We start from the raw sequence: 19,601 nt of genomic DNA, 5'->3' as shown, positions 1-19,601 counted from the left end.
GGCTCAGTCGCTCACCAGCACCGTGTCTCTCACCAGCACCGTGACCTCGACGCCCCATCCGAGCGGGATCGACTGCTCGCGCCGCCATCCGGCATCCGCCGCGAGCGCCGCGAGCGCATCGCTCGTGCGGAACGGCGCGCCGGTCATCGCGTAGACGACCGCACCGTGCGCGTCGGCGTCGGCGCTCAGCGCGTCGGGCCTGCTCGACTCGATCACGAGGGCCCGGCGCGTGCACGCGGCGACCTCGCCGAGCAGCGCCACGGCCTCGGCGTCGGTGCGGTGCGCGAGGGCGAGGGCGAGCACGGCGACGTCGGCGGGCGCGGCTCCCCACGACAGGCCGCCGGGCCGCTCGACCTCGTCGCGCAGCGCCTCCCTCACGCGCCCGTGCTCGTGCACGGCGATCGCGATGCCGGAGCGGCCGGCGTCCTCCAGCGCGCCGACGACCGCGGGCGCTCCCGGGCCCGCGACGAGCACGCTCGAGACCCGTTCCCACATCTCGTGCGCCGCGAGCCCGTCGAGCAGGTAGGCGAGGCGGCCCGCGTTCTCGACGAGCTCGTCGACGTGCGCGCCGCGGGCGCGCGCCTGCTCGGCGAGGGTCTCCCCGTGCGCGCTCCGCCACGGCGACACGCCGGCGCGGGCCGCGGGCGCCAGCTCGGCGAGGGCGAGCACGGCGTCGGCCTCGAGCCCGTCGAACTCCTCGCGGTGGTGCTCGTCGAGCAGCTCGTCGCCCATCCTGCCGAGCCGGAGATCGTCGCCGTCGACCGCGACGATCTCCGACGAGACGAGCACCGGCAGCAGCGCGGCCAGGGCGCCCTCGCCGACGCCGAGCCGCGCCGCGAGCGCGTCCCGCGCGACCGCGCCGTCGGCGAGAGCGTCGATCATGCCGAGCTGCACGGCGGCGCGGGTCACGAGCCACGGCACGGGAGACGCCGGCGGCTGCAGGGGCGGCGGCGCGTCGTCGGCGACGACGGCCTCGCCCTCCTGCGTGACGTCGACGTGCCAGTAGCCCGTGATGTTGAGCCGGTCCTTGGCGAGTCCGCGCTCGCGCTGCAGGTAGCGGCGCACCGGAAGGAGGGCACGGCTCTCGGCGGCCGCCCAGACGTAGCCGCTCCCCTCCTCCGGCAGCGGCAGTGCGCGCACGGCGGCCTCGACCGCCGCCGCGTCGCCCGCGGCGGCGACGTGCCACGCGACCGTGTCGCCGTCGCGCAGCGTCAGCTGCTGCGCCCCGCTCTCGTCCTCGACGAGCAGCACGACGTGCGCGGGCGCGTCGACGGGGCGCTCGTCGAGGAAGCGGCCGACCGCGGGCAGGCCCGTCTCGTCGGCGATGAGCACGATCCAGTCGATGTCGCCCGGCAGACGCACCGACGACTTCGGGCCCACGAACGCGAGCGCGTCGCCGACCGCGGCGGCCTGCGCCCAGGATGCCGCGGGGCCGTCGCCGTGCAGCACGAAGTCGAGTGCGATCTCGCCGGCGTCCGCATCGATCCAGCGGGGGGTGTAGTCGCGCGTGACGCGGTTGTCGGTCGAGGTCCACTCGATGCCGTGCGGAAGCTGCAGCGGCAGCGCCGCCTCCAGGTCGCCGTCGTTCGCGAAGACGAGCTTCACGTGGTCGTCGAAGCCCGGCGCGGCGAACGCGCGGTGCGGATGGCCGTCGACGACCGTGTCGCCCAGCGCCTCGCCGCCCACGACGATGCGCCGCATGCGGGGAGTGACCTCCTCGATGCGGCGCACCGTGACGCGGCGCACGACCAGCGGATGCGAGGTGAATGCGCGCGGTGCCATGTCAGCCGAACAGCTCCTCGATGATGTCGAGCAGCGCGAGCGCCTCGTCGTAGTCGCCGCGGGCCACCCAGTAGGGCAGCACGTGGGCGTCGCCGCTCTGGAACGACGGCAGCGCGGCGAGCACGGGGTTCTGCGAGAGCGCGTCGATGTCGCCGATGTCGGTGTTGAAGCCGGTGATGAACACCGACGGCTGCGTGACGACCTGGCCGACCTGCTCCGTGGACAGCTCGAACGAGTCCCCGCCGGGGGTGTACGGCTCGTAGTCGCCCGTCGCCCACAGGGGTGCGGCCTCGATCCCGACCGAGGCGAAGACGACCGGCAGGCCCATGTCCTCGCGGGCGACGAAGACGCGGCCGTCGGGCAGGATCGACAGGAACGCCGACGGCGCGGGCGGCGGCGTGATCGCCGCGGCGACCTCGTCGACGCGCTTCTCGTAGGCGGCGAGCGCCTCGTCGTAGACCTCGCCCTTGCCGAAGACGTCGCCCGCGAGGAACGAGAACTGCTCCTGCCACGTGGCCTTGGTGCCGCTGACGATGACCGTGGGCGCGATGTCGCCCAGGTCGTCGTACGCCTGCGTCGCGAGCATGAGCGGGAAGCCGACCCCGCCCCCGACGATGAGATCGGGCTCGAGCGCGAGGATCGCCTCGAGGTCGAAGCCGTCGCCGCTCCACGAGATGAACTCGGTGCCCTGCGCCTCGGCGTCGTCGGCCCAGAAGTCGGAGAACGACGCCTCGTAGTCGAAGTCCTCCTGCGTGAGGCCGACGACCGGCACGTCGAGGTCGAAGAGGTAGCCGGCGAGCGCGAAGTTCAGCAGCACGACGCGCTGCGGGTCCGCGGGGATCGTGACCTCGCCCTGGTCGGTCGTGACGACGCGCGTCGTGGCCTCGGCGGCGGCGCTCTCCGACGACGACGCGGCGGGCGCGTCGGTGCGCGGCGTCGTCTCGCCGGCGCACGACGCCAGCGCGAGGACGGCGGCGAGCGGAAGGACCGCGAGGGCGCGGGTGAATCTGGACATGAGGACCTCGTTGATCGGAGTGCTGCGGATCGGGCGCCCCCGAGCGCGACGGACGGAGCAGGGCGACCGCCGCGCAAAGGGGGGTAAGGTGAGGCTATTCTCACCACACCGCCGGATCGCCACGGAGGCGACATCGACGGCGACAGACGCGACATGCCTCGGAGGGAGACAACGTGCGCGCCACGGCACTCGGAAGCACCGTTCCCGCGAACTCGATCCGCTTCCTCGGCCACGACACCCACGAGCACGACGTGCCGCATCTCGTCTACGTCGTCACGGGCGTGGCGATCCTCACCGTTGACGGCATCGACATCCCCCTGCGCGCCCACGAGGCCGCCTGGCTGCAGCCGCACGTGCCGCACGCCGTGCGCATCCGCGACGGCGGCATGGTGCTGGGCCCCATGCTCGAGGACCATGTCACGCCCCCGTCGCCCGTGCGGGCGCTGGGCGTCGTGCCGGCCCTCGTCGACGTCATGACGACGGCGCTCGTCGCCGCCCCAGAGACCGCGGCGCAGGTCGTCCCCTTCCGCCGTGCGCTGGGCGAGGTGCTGCGGAGCGTGTCGCGCCCGTACTTCTCGGTCGTCTTCCCCGAGCACCCGGCGGCGCGCCGGCTGGCGAGGGATGCCGTGCGTCTGCCGCTCCCGCTCGACGAGCTCGCCGCCCGTCACCGGATGAGCACGCGGCAGGTGCAGCGCATCTTCCTCGCCGAGACGGAGCTGCCGTTCTCGCGCTGGCGCGTGCGCGCCCGTCTGAACGCGGCGGTCGCGCACATCCTCGGCGGCGGGGAGCTGTCGACGGCCGCCCGGATGTCGGGCTTCACGACGCGCACGGGACTGCTCAAGGCGCTCAGCCGCGAGACCGGCCTGCCCGCCGACGCGCTCAGCCGCGACGCGCGAACGGCGCTCGCACGGGGATGAGCGCGAGGCCGGATGCAGCGGTCGCGGCCCGCGACTGCTGTTAGCGTGTCGGCGTTCAGAGGAGCGCACATGACCGCACAGACGATCCCCGCGACCGTCGCCGCGCCGCCGCGGCGGCATCGCTCGCGACGCCGCTGGATCGGCATCCTGCTGTCGGCGGCACTGCTCGCCGCGCTCGTGCTGCTGAGCATCGCGATCGGCTCGGCGATGCTGCCGCTCGACGTCGTCTGGCGCGCCTTCGCCGATCCCGACGGCTCCGCGACGCAGGTCACGGTCACCGAGGCGCGGCTCGGGCGCACCGTGCTGGGCGTGCTCGTGGGCGTCGCGCTCGGCGTCTCGGGCGCCCTCATCCAGGCGCTCACCCGCAATCCCCTCGCCGACCCCGGCATCCTCGGCGTCAACGCCGGCGCGGGATTCGCGATCGCGCTGGCGGTCGCGTTCCTGGGCGTCACGAGCATCCACGAGTACCTGCCGTTCGCGTTCGCCGGGGCGATCGCGGCCTCCGCGATCGTCTACCTCGCCGCCGGCACGGGTCGCGGATCGGGCTCCCCCGTGCGCCTCACCCTCGTCGGCGTCGCCTTCGCCGCCGTGCTCACGGGGTTCTCGCACACGCTCGCGCTGATCGACGTCGACACCTTCAACCGCATGCGGTTCTGGGGCGCGGGCACGATCACCGACCGTCCCGCCGGCACGATCGAGGCGATCCTGCCGGCGATCGTGCTGGGCGCGGTCGTGGCCGCGTTCTGCGTGCGTCCGCTCAACGCGATCGCGCTCGGCGACGACGCCGCCCGTGCCGTCGGGCTGCGGGTGGGCCTCGCGCGCGCGGGCGTCGTGGTCGCCGTCACGCTCCTGTGCGGGGCCGCGACCGCCGCGGCCGGCCCGCTGCTGTTCGTGGGGCTCGTCGTGCCGCACGCCGTGCGCTGGATCACCGGTCCCGACTGGGTGTGGGTCACCGCGTACTCCGCCGTGCTCGCCCCCGTGCTCGTGCTGGCGTCCGACATCCTCGCGCGGCTCGTCGTCTTCCCCGCCGAGCTGCAGGTCGGCGTGGTCCTGCCGCTGCTCGGGGCGCCGGTGCTCATCGCCCTCGTGCGCGGCCGACGGGCGCGGGCGCTGTGAGCGCCGCGATCGTCCTGCGCGCCGGCGGCCTGTCGGTGCGCACGACCGCCCGCTCGCTGCTCGTGTGGGCGGCCCTGCTCGTGGTCGCGCTCGTGCTCGCGGTGTGGTCGATGACGCTCGGCAGCTACGACGTCGGCGGCGACGACGTCGTAGCGGCGCTGCTCGGGCGGGCCGAGGGGCCTGTGCGCAAGGTCGTCGTCGAGTGGCGCGCGCCGCGCGTGGCCGCCGCGCTGCTGTTCGGCGCCGCGCTGGGCATCTCGGGAGGCGTCTTCCAGTCGCTCACGCGGAACCCGCTGGGCAGCCCCGATGTCATCGGCTTCAGCACCGGCTCGTACACGGGGGTCGTCGTCGCGATGCTCCTCGGCGCGACGAGCTACCTCGGATACACGACCGGCGCGCTCATCGGCGGCATCCTCACGGCGCTCACGGTCTACCTGCTCGCCTACCGCCGGGGCGTGCAGGGGTTCCGGCTCATCATCGTGGGCATCGCGACGGGCGCCCTGCTCGGCTCGCTCAACACCTGGTTCAGCACGCGCGCCGACGTCGACCTGGCACTGCGCGCGGCCGTCTGGGGCGCGGGCTCGCTCGCCGCGGTGGACTGGGGGACGCTCGGGGTCGCGGCGCTCGCGATCCTCGCGGTGCTGCTGTGCGCGCCGGCCGCGCAGCGGCGGATGCGCCGCCTGGAGCTCGGCGACGACGCCGCGGCGATGCTCGGCATCCCGCTGGAGCGCACGCGGGCCGCCCTCATGGTGCTCGGCGTCGCCGCGACGGCGGCGGTCACCGCCGCGGCGGGGCCGATCGCCTTCGTCGCGCTCGCGGCCCCGCAGGTCGCGCAGCGGCTCACGGGACGCGGCGCCTCGAGCGACCTCGCCGGCGCGGCGCTGACCGGGTCGGTGCTGCTGCTCGGCGCCGACGTGATCGCCCAGCACGCGTTCGCCGGCGTGACCCTGCCGACCGGTGCCGTCACGATCTGCATCGGCGGCGTCTATCTGCTGGCGCTGCTCATCAGGGAGAGCCGGCGCCACACCCGAGGAGGACGAGGATGACACGGCTCGCGACCGAGGGGCTCCGCGCCGGCTACGGCACGCGCGGCGTCCTCGAGCATCTCGACGTGCGGATCCCCGACGGCGGCCTCACGGTGATCGTCGGGCCCAACGCGTGCGGCAAGTCGACGCTGCTGCGCGCCCTGTCGCGCCTGCTGCCGGCGACGGCCGGACGCGTGCTGCTCGACGGCGGCGACATCCGGCGCCTGTCGACGAAGGAGGTCGCCCGGCGGATGGGCCTGCTGCCGCAGAGCCCGCTCGCCCCCGACGGGATCTCGGTCGCCGACCTCGTGGGCCGGGGCCGCTATCCGCACCAGAGCGTGCTGTCGAGCTGGTCGGCCGACGACGAGCGCGCCGTGACCGCGGCGATGGCCGCGACGGGCGTGTCGGAGCTCGCGGACCGGCACGTCGACGAGCTCTCCGGCGGACAGCGGCAGCGCGTGTGGATCGCGATGGCGCTCGCGCAGGAGACGCCGATCCTCCTGCTCGACGAGCCGACGACGTTCCTCGACATCGGGCATCAGATCGAGGTGCTCGAGCTCGTCTCGCGCCTGCGCGCGGAGGGGCGCACGATCGTCGCGGTGCTGCACGACATCAACCAGGCGGCGCGCTACGCGTCGCACCTCATCGCGATGAAGGACGGCGGGATCGTCGCGGAGGGATCTCCCTCCGACGTCGTCGACGCGGCGCTCCTGCTCGAGCTGTTCGGCCTGCGGGCGCGCGTCATCGCCGATCCCGACACGGGCGTGCCGGTCGTGCTGCCGGGGCGCGCGTGAGGACGACGCGAGCCGCTCTCAGGAGTCGCACTCGCAGATGCGGTTGAACGAGACGACCTGATCGCCCTCCTCGGGGCGCGCCCACGCCTCGGCCTCCGCGCGGTCCGCGAACGCGCGCGGCGCGAGCCGGCCGTTCGCCATCAGCACGCTGAACGAGATCTCGTCGCGCGGATCGGTCCACGGCAGCGGTGTCGCCGGGGTGCTCGCCATGTGCTCATGCTACGCCCGCGGCGCACGCAACGGGCGGCGGGCGCCACGGGCTCAGCCCGTGTGCGTGTGCATGCGCGCGCCCGACCCGTTGAAGATGCTGAGGACCTGCGCGGGCCGCCCGCCGGCGGCCGACATGGCGTGCGGCGTGCGCGTGTCGAACTCGGCCGCCTCTCCGCGGGTCAGCACGAGGTCCTGCTCCCCCAGCCGCAGGCGCAGCCGGCCCGCCAGCACGTACAGCCACTCGTACCCGTCGTGCACGCGCGGCGCGGGCGGGTCGGCCATCGGCAGGTAGGTGATCTTGTAGGTCTCCACCGGCGACCCCTCGGGGGCGAGCGGCGCGATGACCATGCCCTCACGGCGGATCACGGGCCGGCGCACCCGCGGGTCCTCGGGCGCCGGCGGCAGCAGGTCGTCGAGGCGGATGCCGAGCCGGCGGGTCAGCGGCAGGAGCAGCTCCAGGCTCGCCTGCCGCTTGCCCGACTCCAGCCGGGAGAGCGTGCTCGCCGACATCCCCGCGCTCGACGCCAGCTCGTCGAGCGTGAGGCCCCGGGCGCGCCGGGCCGTGCGCAGCCGGGGACCGATCTGCCCGAGCTCGTCCTGCACCCGGTCTTGCGGGGCGCGTTCTTCCGGCATCCGCGTCTCCTTGCCAATTCCGCAAACTCGTTTGCAACATCATCAGTATGCCGGTCAGGCTGGGCGCATGCACGCACACGACTCGCACGAACAGACCTGGGATGTCATCGTCGTCGGCGCCGGGCCCGCGGGCCTGTCGGCGGCGCTCATGCTCGGACGGGCGCGCCGCCGCACGCTCGTGGTCGACGCGGGCCGGCCGCGCAACCGGTTCGCGGCGCACATGCACGGCGTGCTGGGGCTCGAGGGCCTCTCGCCCGACGAGCTGCGCGCCCGCGGCCGCGACGAGGCCGCCGCCTACGGGGTCGCCTTCGCCGACGGCACCGTGACGCGCGTCGAGGACGCGGCACCCGGACTGCGCGTCGTGCTCGACGACGGCGCCGTGCTCACGGCGCGCACCGTCGTCGTCGCCACGGGACTCCGCGACGAGCTGCCCGAGGTCCCCGGCCTCGCCGAGCGCTGGGGCACGACGGTGCTGCACTGCCCGTACTGCCACGGCTGGGAGGTGCGGGACCGGCGCCTCGGCGTGCTGACCACGTCGCCGCTCGGCCTGCACCAGGCCGAGCTCGTGCGCCAGTGGAGCGACCGGGTGACGGTGTTCTCCGCCGGGCTCGGCCCGCTGGACGACGACCGCGAGCACGACCTGCGGGCGCGCGGCATCGCGCTGGAGCCCGAGCCCGTCGCCGAGATCGTCGGCGACGGCACCGGCATCGCGTTCGTGCGTCTCGCCGACGGACGCGAGGTCGCCGTCGACGCGATCTTCACCGCGGGCGCGCCGCGTCCCCTCGACGACGCCCTCGCCCCGCTGGCGCTGCGGCGCGCCGAGACGCCGTTCGGCGCCTTCCTCGCCGTCGACGAGATGGGAGGCACCAGCGACGAGCGCGTGTGGGCCGTGGGCAACGTCGCCGACCCGCGCGCGAACGTGCCGCTGTCGATCGGCGCGGGGTCGATGACCGGGGCGGCGGTCAACGCCGCGCTCGTGACCTGGGACACCGCCGCGGCGCGCGAGGCCGCGACCTGGCACCGCGTCGCCCCCGCCGACTACTGGGAGGAGCGCTACGCGGGCTCGGACCGCGTCTGGTCGGGCCGGGTCAACCGCGTGCTCGCCGACGTCGCCTCGTCCCTCACGCCCGGACGCGCCCTCGACCTCGGCTGCGGGGAGGGCGCCGACGTGATCTGGCTCGCGCAGCAGGGCTGGCAGGCGACGGGCATCGACATCTCGCCGACGGCGGTGCGCCGCGCGACCGCGGCCGCGGAGGCGGCGGGCGTCGCCGATCGCGCACGATTCCTGGCCGTCGACCTCGCGGCGCTGCCGGAGGGCGAGGACGACCTCGTCACCGCGAGCTTCCTGCACTCGCCCGTCGAGCTGCCGCGCGAGGAGATCCTGCGCCGCGCCGCCGCGCGCGTCGCACCCGGCGGCCACCTGCTCATCACCTCGCACGCCGCGCCACCGCCGTGGTCGGCGGCCGCGCACGCCGACGCGGACGGGCACGCGCACCGGTTCCCCACCACCGAAGAGGAGGTCGCGCAGCTCGGCCTCGACCCCGCGCACTGGCGGATCGTGACCGCCGAGACCCGCACGCGCGAGGCGGTCGGCCTCGACGGCCAGACCGCCGCGCTCGACGACACCGTCGTGCTCGCGCGCCGCCTCGCCTGACCGCGGCTGCCTGGACCGACCCAGAACACGCTTCAACCGCGGCAATGTGCGGGTGCTGGCGACACGCACCCGCACATCGCCGCGGTTCAACCCCGCCGACCGAGTGCCCGCGACCGGGGCGGGCTCCCCCACCACCCCGCTGATCGAGTGCTCACGGCGGAGCCGCGAGCGTATCGAGATCCTTCCCACGGGCCGTCACACGGGTTTCGATACGCCCGCTCCGCGGGCTACTCAACCAGCGGGGACGAGAGGCCCCGCGGCGGCGGCCCCGCCACCACCCGCTGATCGAGTGCTCGCCCAGAGGCAGGCGCCCACACCCGCTGATCGAGTGCTCGCGGCGGAGCCGCGAGTGTATCGAGATCCTTCCCACGGGCCGCTACACGGGTTTCGATACGCCCGCTCCGCGGGCTACTCAACCAGCGGGGACGAGAGGCCCCGCGGCAGCGGCCCCGCCACCACCCGCTGATCGAGTGCTCACCCAGAGGCAGGCGCCCACACCCGCTGATCGAGTGCTCGCGGCGGAGCCGCGAGTGTATCGAGATCCCTCCCACGGACCGCTGCGCGGGCTGCTCAACCAGCGGGGAGGGACGCCCCGCCCGCGAGCGGGGCTGCGAAGAACGCGTGCTCGTGTGCGGCCGACCGGCGGAAGGCCTCCCGCATGGTGCGGCGCGTCTGCTCGTCGGCATCCGCGGCCGCGCGCGTGACGATGTCGATCGCGCGACGCGTGGATGCGGCGAAGACCGGGTCGCCGTACGTGTCGAGCCACGACCCGTACGGATGGTCCGCGTGAGACAGCGCGCGCAGGCGCTCGCCGATGTCCTGGTAGAGCCAGTAGCACGGCAGCAGCGCGGCGATCAGCTCGGGGTAGCCACCCCGGAACGACGCGGCGCGCAGGTGGTCGAGGTAGGCGGTCGTGACATCGCTGGGCCGTGTCTCCGCGATGTCGGCGGCCGAGACCCAGCTCTCGTGCAGCTGCAGCTCGGCGGCGATCGCCGACTGCGCGCCCGTCGCCCAGAAGACCTGCTCCTCGGCCGTCGGGGCGAGCCTGCTCGCCTCCGCGAGGGCGCGCGAGTAGTCGCGCAGGTACAGCGCGTCCTGCGCGAGATACCAGGTGAACGCGGCCCGGTCGAGCGTGCCGTCGCCGAGCCCGCGCACGAACGGCAGCTCGTCGATGCCGGCGCGGATGCCGTCGATGTGCTCCCACCAGTCGCGCGCGACCTCCTCGGGCGACGGCCGCGTCGCCGTGCCGCCGCGCTCCCACAGGCCGGCGAAATGGCTGACCGGCCCGTACCCCGCGCCGACCTCGAGCGCCGCACCGTGGCGGATGCTCTCGGCGAGCCAGCGCTTCGACTCGGCGACGGCCTCGTGCCAGTCGCCCGAGGCCGCGTAGCGGGTCGCGACGGCCGACGAGAGCGAGCATCCGGTGCCGTGCGTGCTCGTCGTCTCGATGCGCACCCCGGCGAACTCGGCGACCCGGACGGCCTCGCCGGTCGCGTCGACGAGCGCGTCGGGCAGCGACGCGCCCGACAGGTGCCCGCCCTTCGCGAGCACGCGCACGCCCAGCCGCGCCGAGACGCGCGCGGCCTGCGCGACGAGATCCTCCCAGCCGGCCGCGACGGGCTCGCCTGCGAGGATCGCCAGCTCCGGCACGTTCGGCGTGACGAGATGGACCCGGGAGGCGAGATCGCGCAGCGCCTGCTCGGCGTCGGCGTCGAGCAGCCGGTCGCCGCTCGTGGCGACCATGACGGGATCGAGCACGACGACCGGGGGCGCGACGCGGTCGAGCCACGCCCGCACCGTCTCGATGACCTCCGTCGTGCCGAGCATCCCGATCTTCACGGCATCGATCTCGACGTCGTCGGAGACCGCCTGGAGCTGCTCGGCGAGGAACGGCACCGGCGGCACGTGCACCGAGCGCACCCCGCGCGTGTTCTGCGCGACGAGCGCCGTGACGACCGCCATGCCGTAGCCGCCGCTCGCCGCGATGCTCTTCAGGTCGGCGTGGATGCCGGCGCCGCCGGTCGGATCGGTGCCCGCGATGCTCAGCACCCGCGGAACGGGGCGGCGCGCGGTCATGCGGCGGCCTCCCATGCGGCGCGCAGCGCGCGGGCGGCGACGCCGGGATCCTCGGCCGCGCAGATCGCCGACACCACGGCGGCGCCCGCGGCGCCCGCGCGGCGCAGGGCGGGAACGTCGTCGGCCTTCACCCCGCCGATCGCGACGGCGGGCAGGATGCTGGCCGCCGCGAGCCGCGCGAAACCGTCATGGCCCAGTGCGGGCGGCGCGTCCTTCTTGGTGGGCGTGGCGTGCACGGCGCCGACGCCGACGTAGTCGACCCGCGCGCGGCTGGCGGCCGCGCCGCGCAGCTGGTCCTCGGTCGCGGCGCTCAGGCCCAGCACGGCATCGGCGCCGATCAGCGCGCGCACCGCGTCGACCGGCAGGTCCGACTGCCCGACGTGCACGCCCGCGACACGGGCGCCCGCGGCGCGCGCCGCGAGGAAGACGTCGACGCGGTCGTTCACGAGCAGCGAGACGTGCGGGGGCGTCACGGCGGCCACGCGCAGCACCGTGTCGAGGAAGACGCGCGCCGGCGCGTCCTTCTCCCTGATCTGCACCGCCGTGACGCCGTTCGACGCGGCGGCCGCGACGAGATCGGCGAGGTCGTGGCCGGCGGCATCGGCGAGCCCCGCGTCGGTCACCAGGTAGAGCGAGAGGTCGACGGTCATGACAGCGCCGCCCGTGCACGCAGGGTGTCGGCGTCGAGCGCGTGGAGCGCGTCGAGGAACGCGGGTGCGAACGTGCCCGGGGCGGGGAAGCGCTCCCCGGCCACCTCGGCGGCGACCGTGTAGACCGCGATCGCGGCGACGGTGGTCGCGAAGCGGTCGTCGTCGAGGCCCGCGAACGCGGCGATGACGGCGCCCAGCGCGCAGCCGCCGCCCGTCACGAGCGTCAGCAGCCGCGTGCCGTTCGCGATGCGGACCGTGCGCTCCCCGTCGGTCACGAGGTCGACGGGCCCCGAGACGGCGACGACACCGCCCGTGCGCGCGGCCAGCTCTCGGGCGACCGGCTCGGCGCTGTCGACGTCGTCGGTGGCGTCGACGCCGCGGCCGCCGGCGCCCGTGCCCGCGACGGCGAGGATCTCCGACGCGTTGCCGCGGATGACGGCGGGCCGCAGGTCGCGCAGCGCATGGCCGAGGGGCGTGCGCACGGGCAGCGCCCCCACAGCGACGGGATCGAGCACCCAGGGCGTGCCCGCCTCGTTCGCGGCGACGACGGCCTCGCGCATGGCCTCGCGCTGCTCGGCCGTGGGCGTGCCGAGGTTCACGAGCAGCCCCGAGGCGACGCGCGCGAACGGGCCCGCCTCCTCGGGGATGTCGACCATGGCGGCCGAGGCGCCGAGGGCCAGGAGCGCGTTGGCCGTGACGTTCACGACGACGCTGTTGGTGATGCACTGCACGAGCGGCTGGCTCTCGCGCAGCCGGTCGAGCGCGGAACAGGTGAATTCGAGCAGGTCTTCTGGCGTGCGCGTCATGCGCGACATCCCTTCGCTAGTACGAGCTAGATCAGGTTCGACGGGTGTGTTCTCAGCCCCGCGGGGCACCCCGTGTCACGGTATGTCTCTCACCCTACCCGGGCTCGCGCAGAGCCGGGCGGCGCGCGCGGCTCACCGCCGGCCGGCGCGGCTCCGCCTCGGCGCGCCGCTCAGCACCAGCACCCGCCGTTCGGCACCAGTCGCCCGCCGTTCAGTACCAGTAGCTGAGCCGCGGCGCCCGCGACCATCCGAAGACGCGGGCGAGCGCGTCGGCATCCGTCGTCTCGACGCGACCCGCGCGCGCGAGCGTCGCGAGCGACACGCCGCCGAGGTAGGCGGCCGACAGCTCGGCGACGCCCAGGCGGGCGGTGATCGCACCGGCGGGCGCGGCGCCCTCCCAGGCGGTGACGTGGCCCGTGCCGTCGGCGTCGGCGCGCAGCAGCCAGCGTCCCTCGGCGAGCCCCAGGGCGTCGGCGACCTCGAGCGCGACGAGTCCGGGCGCCCCGAAGCGGCGCGCCCGCAGGGCCGCCGGCACGTCGAGGATGCGCACGTAGTGGTGGTCGCGCACCGCGATCCTCGCGGCCCGCTGGTCGGCGATCATCCACCACAGCGGCTCGTCGGTCGACAGCTCGCCCGCCCGGACCGTGCCGATCAGGTCCATCGAGAGCAGGAAGCGCCAGAGGCCGGCGTACGCCTCGTCGGTCGCCGCCATCAGCAGGGCCACGTCGAGCGTCGACTCGGAGTAGTCGTGCTCGTTCTCGGTGACGCTGTAGAGCACGAGGCCGTCGACCTCTCCCGCGGGCGAGCGGTACTGCAGCACGCGCCGCTGATCGGCCTTCTCCGCGTCGGGCCGCGTGCCCAGGAAGCGGTCCCAGTGCCCTCCCGGCATGTCGACCTCGCCGGGCGACGTGCGGCGGATGCGCTCGTGCAGCGCCTCGACGAGCGTGCGCGCGTGCTCCCGCGACACGAAGTCGACGCGCCCCGGGGCGATCGGGCCGGTCCACGTCGCGCGACGCGACGCGATCGTCCACGACGTCGCGTGCGCCGCCGGGCCGAACCCGAACCGGCCGTAGATGCCCGACTCGCTCACGGTCAGGGTCGCGACCGGCAGGCCCAGCGATGCCGCGGTGCGCAGCTCGCCCGTCATGAGGCTGCGGAGCAGGCCGCGGCGGCGATGCGTGGGGGCGACCGTGACCGACGTGATCGCGCACGTGGGGACGGTGCCGCCGGGCACCGTCAGCTCCGCGGCCCACGATGCGAACGTGGCCGACGGCGTCTCGGGATGGGGCGCGTCCTCGTCGTACACGCCGAGCTTGCGGCGGTAGCCCAGGAGGTCGAAGAACGCCCGGTGCTGGGTCTCGTTGCGTTCGCCGTCGAGGAAGCCGCGCGACACGGCGTCGAGCCAGGCGGCGACCTGCGCGGCGTCGGCGTCGTCGACCCGGCGCAGGGCGAGCCCCTGGCCGGCGACGGCGGCGAGGGAGAGATCGTCGAGAGGGGCGTCGTGGTGGGAGCGGGCGAGATCGTTCATCGCGTCCCAGGCTACGCGGGGTGTCCGACATGGGGCGGTCTCAGGAAAATCAAATCCCGAATGACTGGTAAAAGTTTGCAGTTCTGTGAACAATAGAATGCAGGACTCATCGTCGAGTTCCACGACCCGCCACGGCGGACGCCACCGGCGACCGCGGGCGACCCCAACCGCAGGATCATCAAAGGAGATGACATGAGCACGGACAACCTCACCGTGAACACCGATGACGTCGACATGAGCGCCGACGAGCTCGACCCGGTCTCGGCCGCCACGCTCGCGGTCATGCAGCGCCACATGCAGGCGATGACCACCCGCGACCCCGACACCATCGCCGCCGACTACGCCGAGAACACCGTCGTGTCCACGACCCTCGCCGACGGACTCGTCATCGGCCGCCAGGGCGTGGCCGACTGGGTGCGCGACAACATCGACAGCTTCGAGGCGGCGCTGGCCTCGAGCGACGGCACGCCGCCCGCCCTGCGGCTGCTCATCACGAAGGGCGAGTACGGCCACCTCATCGTCGACCTCGGCGACGGCCGCCACGGCACCGAGACCTATCACGTGCGCGACAACGAGATCCTCTTCGAGTCGGCGACGTTCTTCCTCTGACCCGCACCGCCCGGTTCCGAGACGGTGGGGCATCCGGCCCACGGCCGGGTGCCCCACCGTCCGGAGACGGGCGTCACATCGTCATCCGGCGCGGCTGACGATGTGCGCGCCGTGCACCGGCCCGTGCACGTGCCGCGCGTCGTGACCCGCGGTGACCAGGCTCGCGGCGAGCGCCCGGGCGTCGCTCTCGCCGCCGGCGAGGAAGGCGAGCGTCGGCCCCGATCCCGAGACGATGCCCGCGAGGGCCCCGCGCTCCACGCCGTCCACGAGCACGGCGCCCAGATCGGGCCGCAGGCTGAGCGCCGCGGGCTGCAGGCCGTTGAACACCGCGGCCGCCAGGGCGCGCGGGTCGCCCGCGCGCAGCGCCTGCAGCACGGCGGTGTCGCCCGCCGCCGTCGAGCCGCACGCGGCGGCATCGTCGCCCTCGCGCAGGCGGTCGAACTCGCGATACACGGCCGGCGTCGACAGTCCCTGGGGGTGGGAGACCAGGGCCCAGTCGAAGCGGCCGCCCGTGAGGGCCGGCGTGAGCTCGTCGCCGCGCCCCACGCCCACGGCGGCGCCGCCGTGCAGCGCGAAGGGCACGTCGGCGCCCAGACGCGCCGCCAGCCGGTGCAGCCGCGGAGCGCCGAGACCCGCGTGCAGCAGGTCGTCGACCGCGACGAGGGCGGCCGCGGCATCCGCCGACCCCCCGCCCATGCCGCCCGCGACCGGGACGCGCTTGTGGATGTCGAGGTGCACCCCGCCGTTCCAGCCGGCCTCCTCGACCACGAGCCGGGCGGCCCGCACCGCGAGGTTCGTCTCGTCGACGGGCACGCCGGCCACGTCGATGTCGCCCGTGATGCGTGCGCTGAACCCGTCGGAGTGGCTCACGACGACGTCCTCGTACAGCGAGACGGCCAGGAAGACCGAGACGAGGTCGTGGTACCCGTCGTCCTTCCGCGGCCCCACGTCGAGCGAGACGTTGATCTTGCCCGGGGCGCGTGCGTGCACGCGATCGGCGAACGCGCGCGCGAGGCTCATGCCTGAGCCGACGTGGCCCAGAGGTCCACGTCGAGCCCGTCGGAGAGGGCGTCGATGCGCTCGAGCTCCTCGATCGTGAACGCGGGGCCGTCGAGCGCCGCGAGGTTCTCGTCGAGCTGCTCCGGGCGGGAGGCGCCGATGAGCGCCGACGTCACGACCGGCTCGCGCAGCACCCACTGGAGCGCGAGCTGCGCGAGCGACTGCCCGCGCTCGCGCGCGATCACGTCGAGACCGCGGAGGGTCGCGAGCCCGTGCTCGCTCAGCCGGTCGCCGCGCAGCGAGCCGCGCTGCTGCGCGCGCACGGCCGTGCCGTCGCCAAGGTACTTCGAGGTCAGCAGTCCCTGCGCGAGCGGCGTGAAGGCGATCGCCCCCATCCCCTCCTGCGCCAGCACGCCTGTGAGCCCGTCCTCGATCCAGCGGTTGAGGATCGAGTACGCGGGCTGGTGGATCACCAGCGGCGTGCCCAGGCTGCGGGCGATCGCCGCGGCCTCGGCGGTGCGCTCGGCGCTGTACGACGAGATGCCGACGTAGAGCGCCTTGCCCTGCCGCACGAGCGTGTCGAGCGCGCCGACCGTCTCCTCGAGCGGCGTGACGGCGTCGAAGCGATGCGAGTAGAAGACGTCGACGTAGTCGAGGCCCATCCGCGTCAGCGACTGGTCGGCGCTCGCGAGGAGGTACTTGCGCGCGCTCTGCTGGCCGTAGGGTCCGGGCCACATGTCCCAGCCGGCCTTCGACGAGATGATGAGCTCGTCGCGGTAGGGGGCGAAGTCCTCGCGCATCATGCGGCCGAAGTTCGTCTCGGCCGAGCCGTACGGCGGCCCGTAGTTGTTGGCGAGGTCGAAGTGCGTGATGCCCCGGTCGAACGCGTGCCGCAGCAGCGCACGCTGGTCGTCGAACGGGATGTTGTCGCCGAAGTTCCACCACAGGCCGAGCGAGATCGGCGGCAGGTACAGGCCGCTCGTGCCCACCTGGCGGTAGTCGGCGACGGTGTAGCGGTCTTCGGCGGCGGTGTACGGGCGGTGCAGGTCTCCGCCGCGCGCGGGGGGAAAGCGCGGCTCGTTGGGGCTCATGCGTTCAGGCTAGTCGGGCGGCGGCCTCAGGGCGCGAGCGCGATGCGGTGATAGTCGTCGACCGACAGGTTCTCGCCACGAGCGGTGGGGTCGACGCCGGCCCGCTCGAGGATCGCCGACGCGGATGCCGCCGACCCGCCGAGCACGCCCGACAGCGCCTGGCGGAGCATCTTGCGGCGCTGCTGGAACGCGGCGTCCACGATCTCGAACACGCGGCGCCGCTCCTCGTCGGAGCCTCGCGGCTCGGCATCCCGCTCGAAGGCGACGAGCACGCTGTCCACGTTGGGCACGGGCCAGAACACCTGCCGCGAGACGGTGCCGGCGAGGCGCCAGGGGCCGTACCACGCGGCCTTGACGCTCGGCGCGCCGTAGACCTTGGAGCCGGGCGGCGCCGCGAGGCGCTCCCCCACCTCGGCCTGCACCATGACGACGCCGCGCTCGAGGCCGGGGAAGGTCTGCATGAAGTGCAGCAGCACGGGGACGCTCACGTTGTAGGGAAGGTTGGCGACGAGCACGTTGGGGTCGCCCGGGAGCCGCGTGACGCCGAGGGCGTCGGCGTCGACGACGGTCAGCGCCCCGGCGGGCACGCCGTGCGCCTCGGCCGTCGCCGCGAGCCGGGCCGCGAGCCGATGGTCGATCTCGACCGCGGTCACGGCGGCGCCGGTCTCGAGGATCGCGAGGGTCAGCGAGCCGAGGCCCGGGCCGACCTCGACGACGCGATCGGATGCCGTGACGCGGCCGACGTGCACGATCTTGCGCACCGTGTTGGCGTCGACGACGAAGTTCTGGCCGAGCCTCTTGGTCGGCGTCACGTCGAGCTCGGCGGCGAGCGCGCGGATCTCGGCGGCGCCGAGCAGGGTCACGGGCATGGGCTTCAGCCTATATTTCCCAGCGCCGCCCTCAGCGCCTCGGCGTAGGCGGCCCCGATCGTGTCATGTCCCGCCTGCGACAGGTGCACGCCGTCGAGATAGGCGGCGCCGTGGGCCGACGCCCACCCCGCGACGGAGATCGCGTGCACGCCCAGCTCCTGCGCGGTGCGGACGACGAGGGCGTCCACGGCCCGGCGCCGCTGATGGTCCGCGCTCGATCGGCTCATCACGCCGTTCACGACGAGCTCCGCGTCGGGATACCGCGCGCGGAGCATCTCGACGAGCGCACGCTCCTCGTCGCCGATCACGCCGTCGGAGATCCCCTGGCTCGCGTCGTTGCCGCCGAGGGTCACGACCACGAGGCCGGGCGAGCCCTGCGGAAGGAGGAAGCCGTCGGTCCGCAGCGCCTGGGGCACGGACGATCCGAGCGCGGAGGACGACGCGCCGTATCCGCCGCCCCCGAAGGCGCGTTCGACGACGTGCGGGTATCCGGCCGCGCGCACGCCCTGCTCGACCCAGCTGTCCAGCTGGCACTGCGAGTCGCAGATGAGGATCGCGGTGCCCTCGTCGACGGGCTCGGCCGACCAGAGGCGGTCGTCGAAGGTGATGACCTGGCGGTTCTCGAACGTGTCGATCGACCCGCGCGCGGGGTCGGCCACGGAGTCCTGCGTGGGCCAGCCGTACCCCGCCGGGTCCTGCAGCCACGCGTCGAGGGCGCGGTGGGTGATCGTCGCCGCGCCGGTGCGGGGGCCCCACACGATCGCGCCGCCCTCGAACCGCTGCAGGAAGCCGTCCGCGTACGCGGTCTTCTCGCCCGTGGGGAGGCCCAGCGGGCCGTACTGGCCCGCGTACTCGTGGTAGCGGTCGCGGATCCCCCCGGCGGCGACGCCGACCACCTGCTGCGTCGCGAGATGCCAGTACAGCTCGCCGCCCTGGAACACCTGGCTGACGCCTCCCGGCACCTCGTGCTCCTCGCCGACGGGGAATCCCAGCCACGACCGTTCGCCGCCGCGATCGCTCCACGACGACAGCATCCCGCCGACGAGGGCGTGCGCTCCCGTCGCCGGCGACCAGAGGATCCTGCCCCGCTCGAAGTCCTGGGCGGTGCCGCCGGCGATCGTGTACTCGTTCTTGAGGGGGTAGCCGAGCGCGCCGTGCTCGCGGCCCGCCTGGCTCCATGCCGCCCAGACGTCGCCGAGCACCGCGTGCGCCTCGGTCGCGTCCGGCCGCTGGAACACGCCGCCGCCCGCGAACCGCTGCCATGCGCCGCCGTCCGGGAGCTCTCGCAGGCGCCGGTCGACGGCGGGCCCGAGCACGCCTCCCGCGCCGCCCATCGCCTCGTACTGCCGATGGACGGCCCCCTCCGGCACGATGCCAACGCCGATGGCCGGGGCCCAGGTGATCACGCCGTCCTGGAACCGGCGCGCGCACGCGCCGTTCGCGAAGCACAGTCCCCGCGCCAGCGGCGCCCCGAACTGCGGCTGGTTGCGGAGCCAGAGCTGATCGATCGGGCTCGACAGGGGCAGCGCCGCGGCGCGCGCGACGCGCTGCACCGCGGGAGCCGACGCCGGGATCGCGGCCGCGGCGTCCACGCCGGCCGGCAGCAGGCCTACGACGAGGAGCGCGGAGACGAGTGCCGCCGCGATCGATCCGGTCCGTCGCTTCACAGTGCTCACGACGCTACCCTGCGCGATGCCGCGAACGACCGGGCCGCGCCGTGAAATACGACGGCCGTGCGCGCTTCCCCCGGCGGAGGCGACGAGCACCGACCCGGCCACGCCCGACCGCTACGATGATCGCGGCACCGGTACTTGACACGAAGGGGAG

Annotated in this window: 18 protein-coding genes and 1 riboswitch; of the genes, 6 read left to right on the top strand and 12 right to left on the bottom strand. The window is 74.5% G+C overall.

Going from position 1 to position 19,601, the window contains the following annotated elements; genetic code table 11:
- Positions 1 to 3 precede the first annotated feature (3 nt).
- Positions 4 to 1,782 (bottom strand): siderophore-interacting protein, encoded by a 1,779-nt coding sequence (locus tag AOA12_RS07480; protein WP_054681620.1) that lies wholly within the window; start codon positions 1,780 to 1,782, stop codon positions 4 to 6.
- 1 nt (position 1,783) lies between these two features.
- Complete coding sequence (locus AOA12_RS07475; RefSeq protein WP_054681619.1) at positions 1,784 to 2,797, bottom strand: ABC transporter substrate-binding protein; 1,014 nt, start codon at positions 2,795 to 2,797, stop codon at positions 1,784 to 1,786.
- Between the two features lie 173 nt (positions 2,798 to 2,970).
- Between AOA12_RS07475 and AOA12_RS07470 the strand changes: the two genes are divergently transcribed.
- From AOA12_RS07470 to AOA12_RS07455, 4 genes are all read left to right on the top strand, one after another.
- Positions 2,971 to 3,714 carry an AraC family transcriptional regulator gene (locus AOA12_RS07470; protein WP_054681617.1) on the top strand — a complete coding sequence of 248 codons (744 nt, stop codon included), beginning with the start codon at positions 2,971 to 2,973 and terminating at the stop codon, positions 3,712 to 3,714.
- Between the two features lie 69 nt (positions 3,715 to 3,783).
- Positions 3,784 to 4,830, top strand: a complete 1,047-nt coding sequence (locus tag AOA12_RS07465; RefSeq protein WP_054681615.1) for an iron chelate uptake ABC transporter family permease subunit — start codon at positions 3,784 to 3,786, stop codon at positions 4,828 to 4,830.
- Entirely contained in the window at positions 4,827 to 5,876 is a 1,050-nt protein-coding gene (locus AOA12_RS07460; protein WP_054681613.1) for a FecCD family ABC transporter permease, read from the top strand. Before AOA12_RS07465 ends, AOA12_RS07460 begins: the two co-directional genes overlap by 4 nt.
- The gene (locus tag AOA12_RS07455) at positions 5,873 to 6,649 is read left to right on the top strand and encodes an ABC transporter ATP-binding protein (RefSeq protein ID WP_054681611.1); all 777 of its coding nucleotides are present in this window, start codon (positions 5,873 to 5,875) and stop codon (positions 6,647 to 6,649) included. Before AOA12_RS07460 ends, AOA12_RS07455 begins: the two co-directional genes overlap by 4 nt.
- 18 nt (positions 6,650 to 6,667) lie before the next feature.
- On the opposite strand, the gene AOA12_RS07450 is transcribed toward AOA12_RS07455, so the two are convergent.
- Together AOA12_RS07450 and AOA12_RS07445 are read right to left on the bottom strand one after the other, a co-directional pair.
- Positions 6,668 to 6,859 carry a hypothetical protein gene (locus AOA12_RS07450; protein ID WP_054681608.1) on the bottom strand — a complete coding sequence of 64 codons (192 nt, stop codon included), beginning with the start codon at positions 6,857 to 6,859 and terminating at the stop codon, positions 6,668 to 6,670.
- Between the two features lie 51 nt (positions 6,860 to 6,910).
- Positions 6,911 to 7,492 (bottom strand): helix-turn-helix domain-containing protein, encoded by a 582-nt coding sequence (locus AOA12_RS07445; RefSeq protein WP_054681606.1) that lies wholly within the window; start codon positions 7,490 to 7,492, stop codon positions 6,911 to 6,913.
- Between the two features lie 67 nt (positions 7,493 to 7,559).
- Here AOA12_RS07445 and AOA12_RS07440 point away from each other — a divergent pair, with 67 nt between their 5' ends.
- Positions 7,560 to 9,146, top strand: coding sequence for an SAM-dependent methyltransferase (locus tag AOA12_RS07440; protein ID WP_054681605.1), 1,587 nt, complete (start codon positions 7,560 to 7,562; stop codon positions 9,144 to 9,146).
- 570 nt (positions 9,147 to 9,716) lie between these two features.
- On the opposite strand, the gene AOA12_RS07435 is transcribed toward AOA12_RS07440, so the two are convergent.
- The 4 genes from AOA12_RS07435 to AOA12_RS07420 all read right to left on the bottom strand — a co-directional run bounded on the left by AOA12_RS07435 (position 9,717) and on the right by AOA12_RS07420 (position 14,206).
- Positions 9,717 to 11,222 carry a bifunctional hydroxymethylpyrimidine kinase/phosphomethylpyrimidine kinase gene (locus AOA12_RS07435; RefSeq protein ID WP_231637199.1) on the bottom strand — a complete coding sequence of 502 codons (1,506 nt, stop codon included), beginning with the start codon at positions 11,220 to 11,222 and terminating at the stop codon, positions 9,717 to 9,719.
- Entirely contained in the window at positions 11,219 to 11,872 is a 654-nt protein-coding gene (gene thiE, locus AOA12_RS07430; RefSeq protein WP_054681601.1) for a thiamine phosphate synthase, read from the bottom strand. Before thiE ends, AOA12_RS07435 begins: the two co-directional genes overlap by 4 nt.
- Positions 11,869 to 12,678 carry a hydroxyethylthiazole kinase gene (gene thiM / locus AOA12_RS07425; protein WP_054681600.1) on the bottom strand — a complete coding sequence of 270 codons (810 nt, stop codon included), beginning with the start codon at positions 12,676 to 12,678 and terminating at the stop codon, positions 11,869 to 11,871. The genes thiE and thiM overlap by 4 nt, the downstream gene beginning before the upstream one ends.
- A riboswitch (TPP riboswitch) is annotated at positions 12,670 to 12,761 on the bottom strand. Its footprint overlaps the gene before it by 9 nt.
- Before the next feature lie 128 nt (positions 12,762 to 12,889).
- Positions 12,890 to 14,206 (bottom strand): GNAT family N-acetyltransferase, encoded by a 1,317-nt coding sequence (locus tag AOA12_RS07420; RefSeq protein WP_054681598.1) that lies wholly within the window; start codon positions 14,204 to 14,206, stop codon positions 12,890 to 12,892.
- 192 nt (positions 14,207 to 14,398) lie between these two features.
- On the opposite strand from AOA12_RS07420, the gene AOA12_RS07415 reads away from it, so the two are divergent.
- Positions 14,399 to 14,815: a hypothetical protein gene (locus AOA12_RS07415; RefSeq protein ID WP_054681597.1), complete on the top strand. Its 417-nt coding sequence runs from the start codon at positions 14,399 to 14,401 to the stop codon at positions 14,813 to 14,815.
- 81 nt (positions 14,816 to 14,896) lie between these two features.
- On the opposite strand, the gene AOA12_RS07410 is transcribed toward AOA12_RS07415, so the two are convergent.
- The 4 genes from AOA12_RS07410 to AOA12_RS07395 are packed head-to-tail and all read right to left on the bottom strand — an operon-like array spanning position 14,897 to position 19,450.
- On the bottom strand, positions 14,897 to 15,835 hold the full coding sequence (locus AOA12_RS07410) for a 4-(cytidine 5'-diphospho)-2-C-methyl-D-erythritol kinase (protein ID WP_054681595.1): 939 nt from the start codon (positions 15,833 to 15,835) through the stop codon (positions 14,897 to 14,899).
- Complete coding sequence (locus AOA12_RS07405; RefSeq protein ID WP_054681593.1) at positions 15,832 to 16,905, bottom strand: aldo/keto reductase; 1,074 nt, start codon at positions 16,903 to 16,905, stop codon at positions 15,832 to 15,834. Before AOA12_RS07405 ends, AOA12_RS07410 begins: the two co-directional genes overlap by 4 nt.
- 26 nt (positions 16,906 to 16,931) lie before the next feature.
- The gene (gene rsmA / locus AOA12_RS07400; protein ID WP_054681591.1) at positions 16,932 to 17,774 is read right to left on the bottom strand and encodes a 16S rRNA (adenine(1518)-N(6)/adenine(1519)-N(6))-dimethyltransferase RsmA; all 843 of its coding nucleotides are present in this window, start codon (positions 17,772 to 17,774) and stop codon (positions 16,932 to 16,934) included.
- A 5-nt stretch (positions 17,775 to 17,779) separates the two neighbouring features.
- Positions 17,780 to 19,450 (bottom strand): SGNH/GDSL hydrolase family protein, encoded by a 1,671-nt coding sequence (locus AOA12_RS07395; protein ID WP_156366441.1) that lies wholly within the window; start codon positions 19,448 to 19,450, stop codon positions 17,780 to 17,782.
- Between the last annotated feature and the right edge of the window lie 151 nt (positions 19,451 to 19,601).

This window comes from Microbacterium sp. No. 7, assembly GCF_001314225.1.
GTDB lineage: Bacteria > Actinomycetota > Actinomycetes > Actinomycetales > Microbacteriaceae > Microbacterium.
This window is presented reverse-complemented; position numbering and strand designations above follow the sequence as displayed.

Bases quoted from the DNA above. Each gene is read 5' to 3' on its own strand.
- AOA12_RS07480 (WP_054681620.1), bottom strand. From the start codon at position 1,782: ATGGCACCGCGCGCATTCACCTCGCATCCGCTGGTCGTGCGCCGCGTC.
- AOA12_RS07475 (WP_054681619.1), bottom strand. From the start codon at position 2,797: ATGTCCAGATTCACCCGCGCCCTCGCGGTCCTTCCGCTCGCCGCCGTC.
- AOA12_RS07465 (WP_054681615.1), top strand. From the start codon at position 3,784: ATGACCGCACAGACGATCCCCGCGACCGTCGCCGCGCCGCCGCGGCGG.
- AOA12_RS07455 (WP_054681611.1), top strand. From the start codon at position 5,873: ATGACACGGCTCGCGACCGAGGGGCTCCGCGCCGGCTACGGCACGCGC.
- AOA12_RS07450 (WP_054681608.1), bottom strand. From the start codon at position 6,859: ATGGCGAGCACCCCGGCGACACCGCTGCCGTGGACCGATCCGCGCGAC.
- AOA12_RS07445 (WP_054681606.1), bottom strand. From the start codon at position 7,492: ATGCCGGAAGAACGCGCCCCGCAAGACCGGGTGCAGGACGAGCTCGGG.
- AOA12_RS07440 (WP_054681605.1), top strand. From the start codon at position 7,560: ATGCACGCACACGACTCGCACGAACAGACCTGGGATGTCATCGTCGTC.
- AOA12_RS07435 (WP_231637199.1), bottom strand. From the start codon at position 11,222: ATGACCGCGCGCCGCCCCGTTCCGCGGGTGCTGAGCATCGCGGGCACC.
- thiE (WP_054681601.1), bottom strand. From the start codon at position 11,872: ATGACCGTCGACCTCTCGCTCTACCTGGTGACCGACGCGGGGCTCGCC.
- thiM (WP_054681600.1), bottom strand. From the start codon at position 12,678: ATGACGCGCACGCCAGAAGACCTGCTCGAATTCACCTGTTCCGCGCTC.
- AOA12_RS07420 (WP_054681598.1), bottom strand. From the start codon at position 14,206: ATGAACGATCTCGCCCGCTCCCACCACGACGCCCCTCTCGACGATCTC.
- AOA12_RS07415 (WP_054681597.1), top strand. From the start codon at position 14,399: ATGAGCACGGACAACCTCACCGTGAACACCGATGACGTCGACATGAGC.
- AOA12_RS07410 (WP_054681595.1), bottom strand. From the start codon at position 15,835: ATGAGCCTCGCGCGCGCGTTCGCCGATCGCGTGCACGCACGCGCCCCG.
- AOA12_RS07405 (WP_054681593.1), bottom strand. From the start codon at position 16,905: ATGAGCCCCAACGAGCCGCGCTTTCCCCCCGCGCGCGGCGGAGACCTG.
- rsmA (WP_054681591.1), bottom strand. From the start codon at position 17,774: ATGCCCGTGACCCTGCTCGGCGCCGCCGAGATCCGCGCGCTCGCCGCC.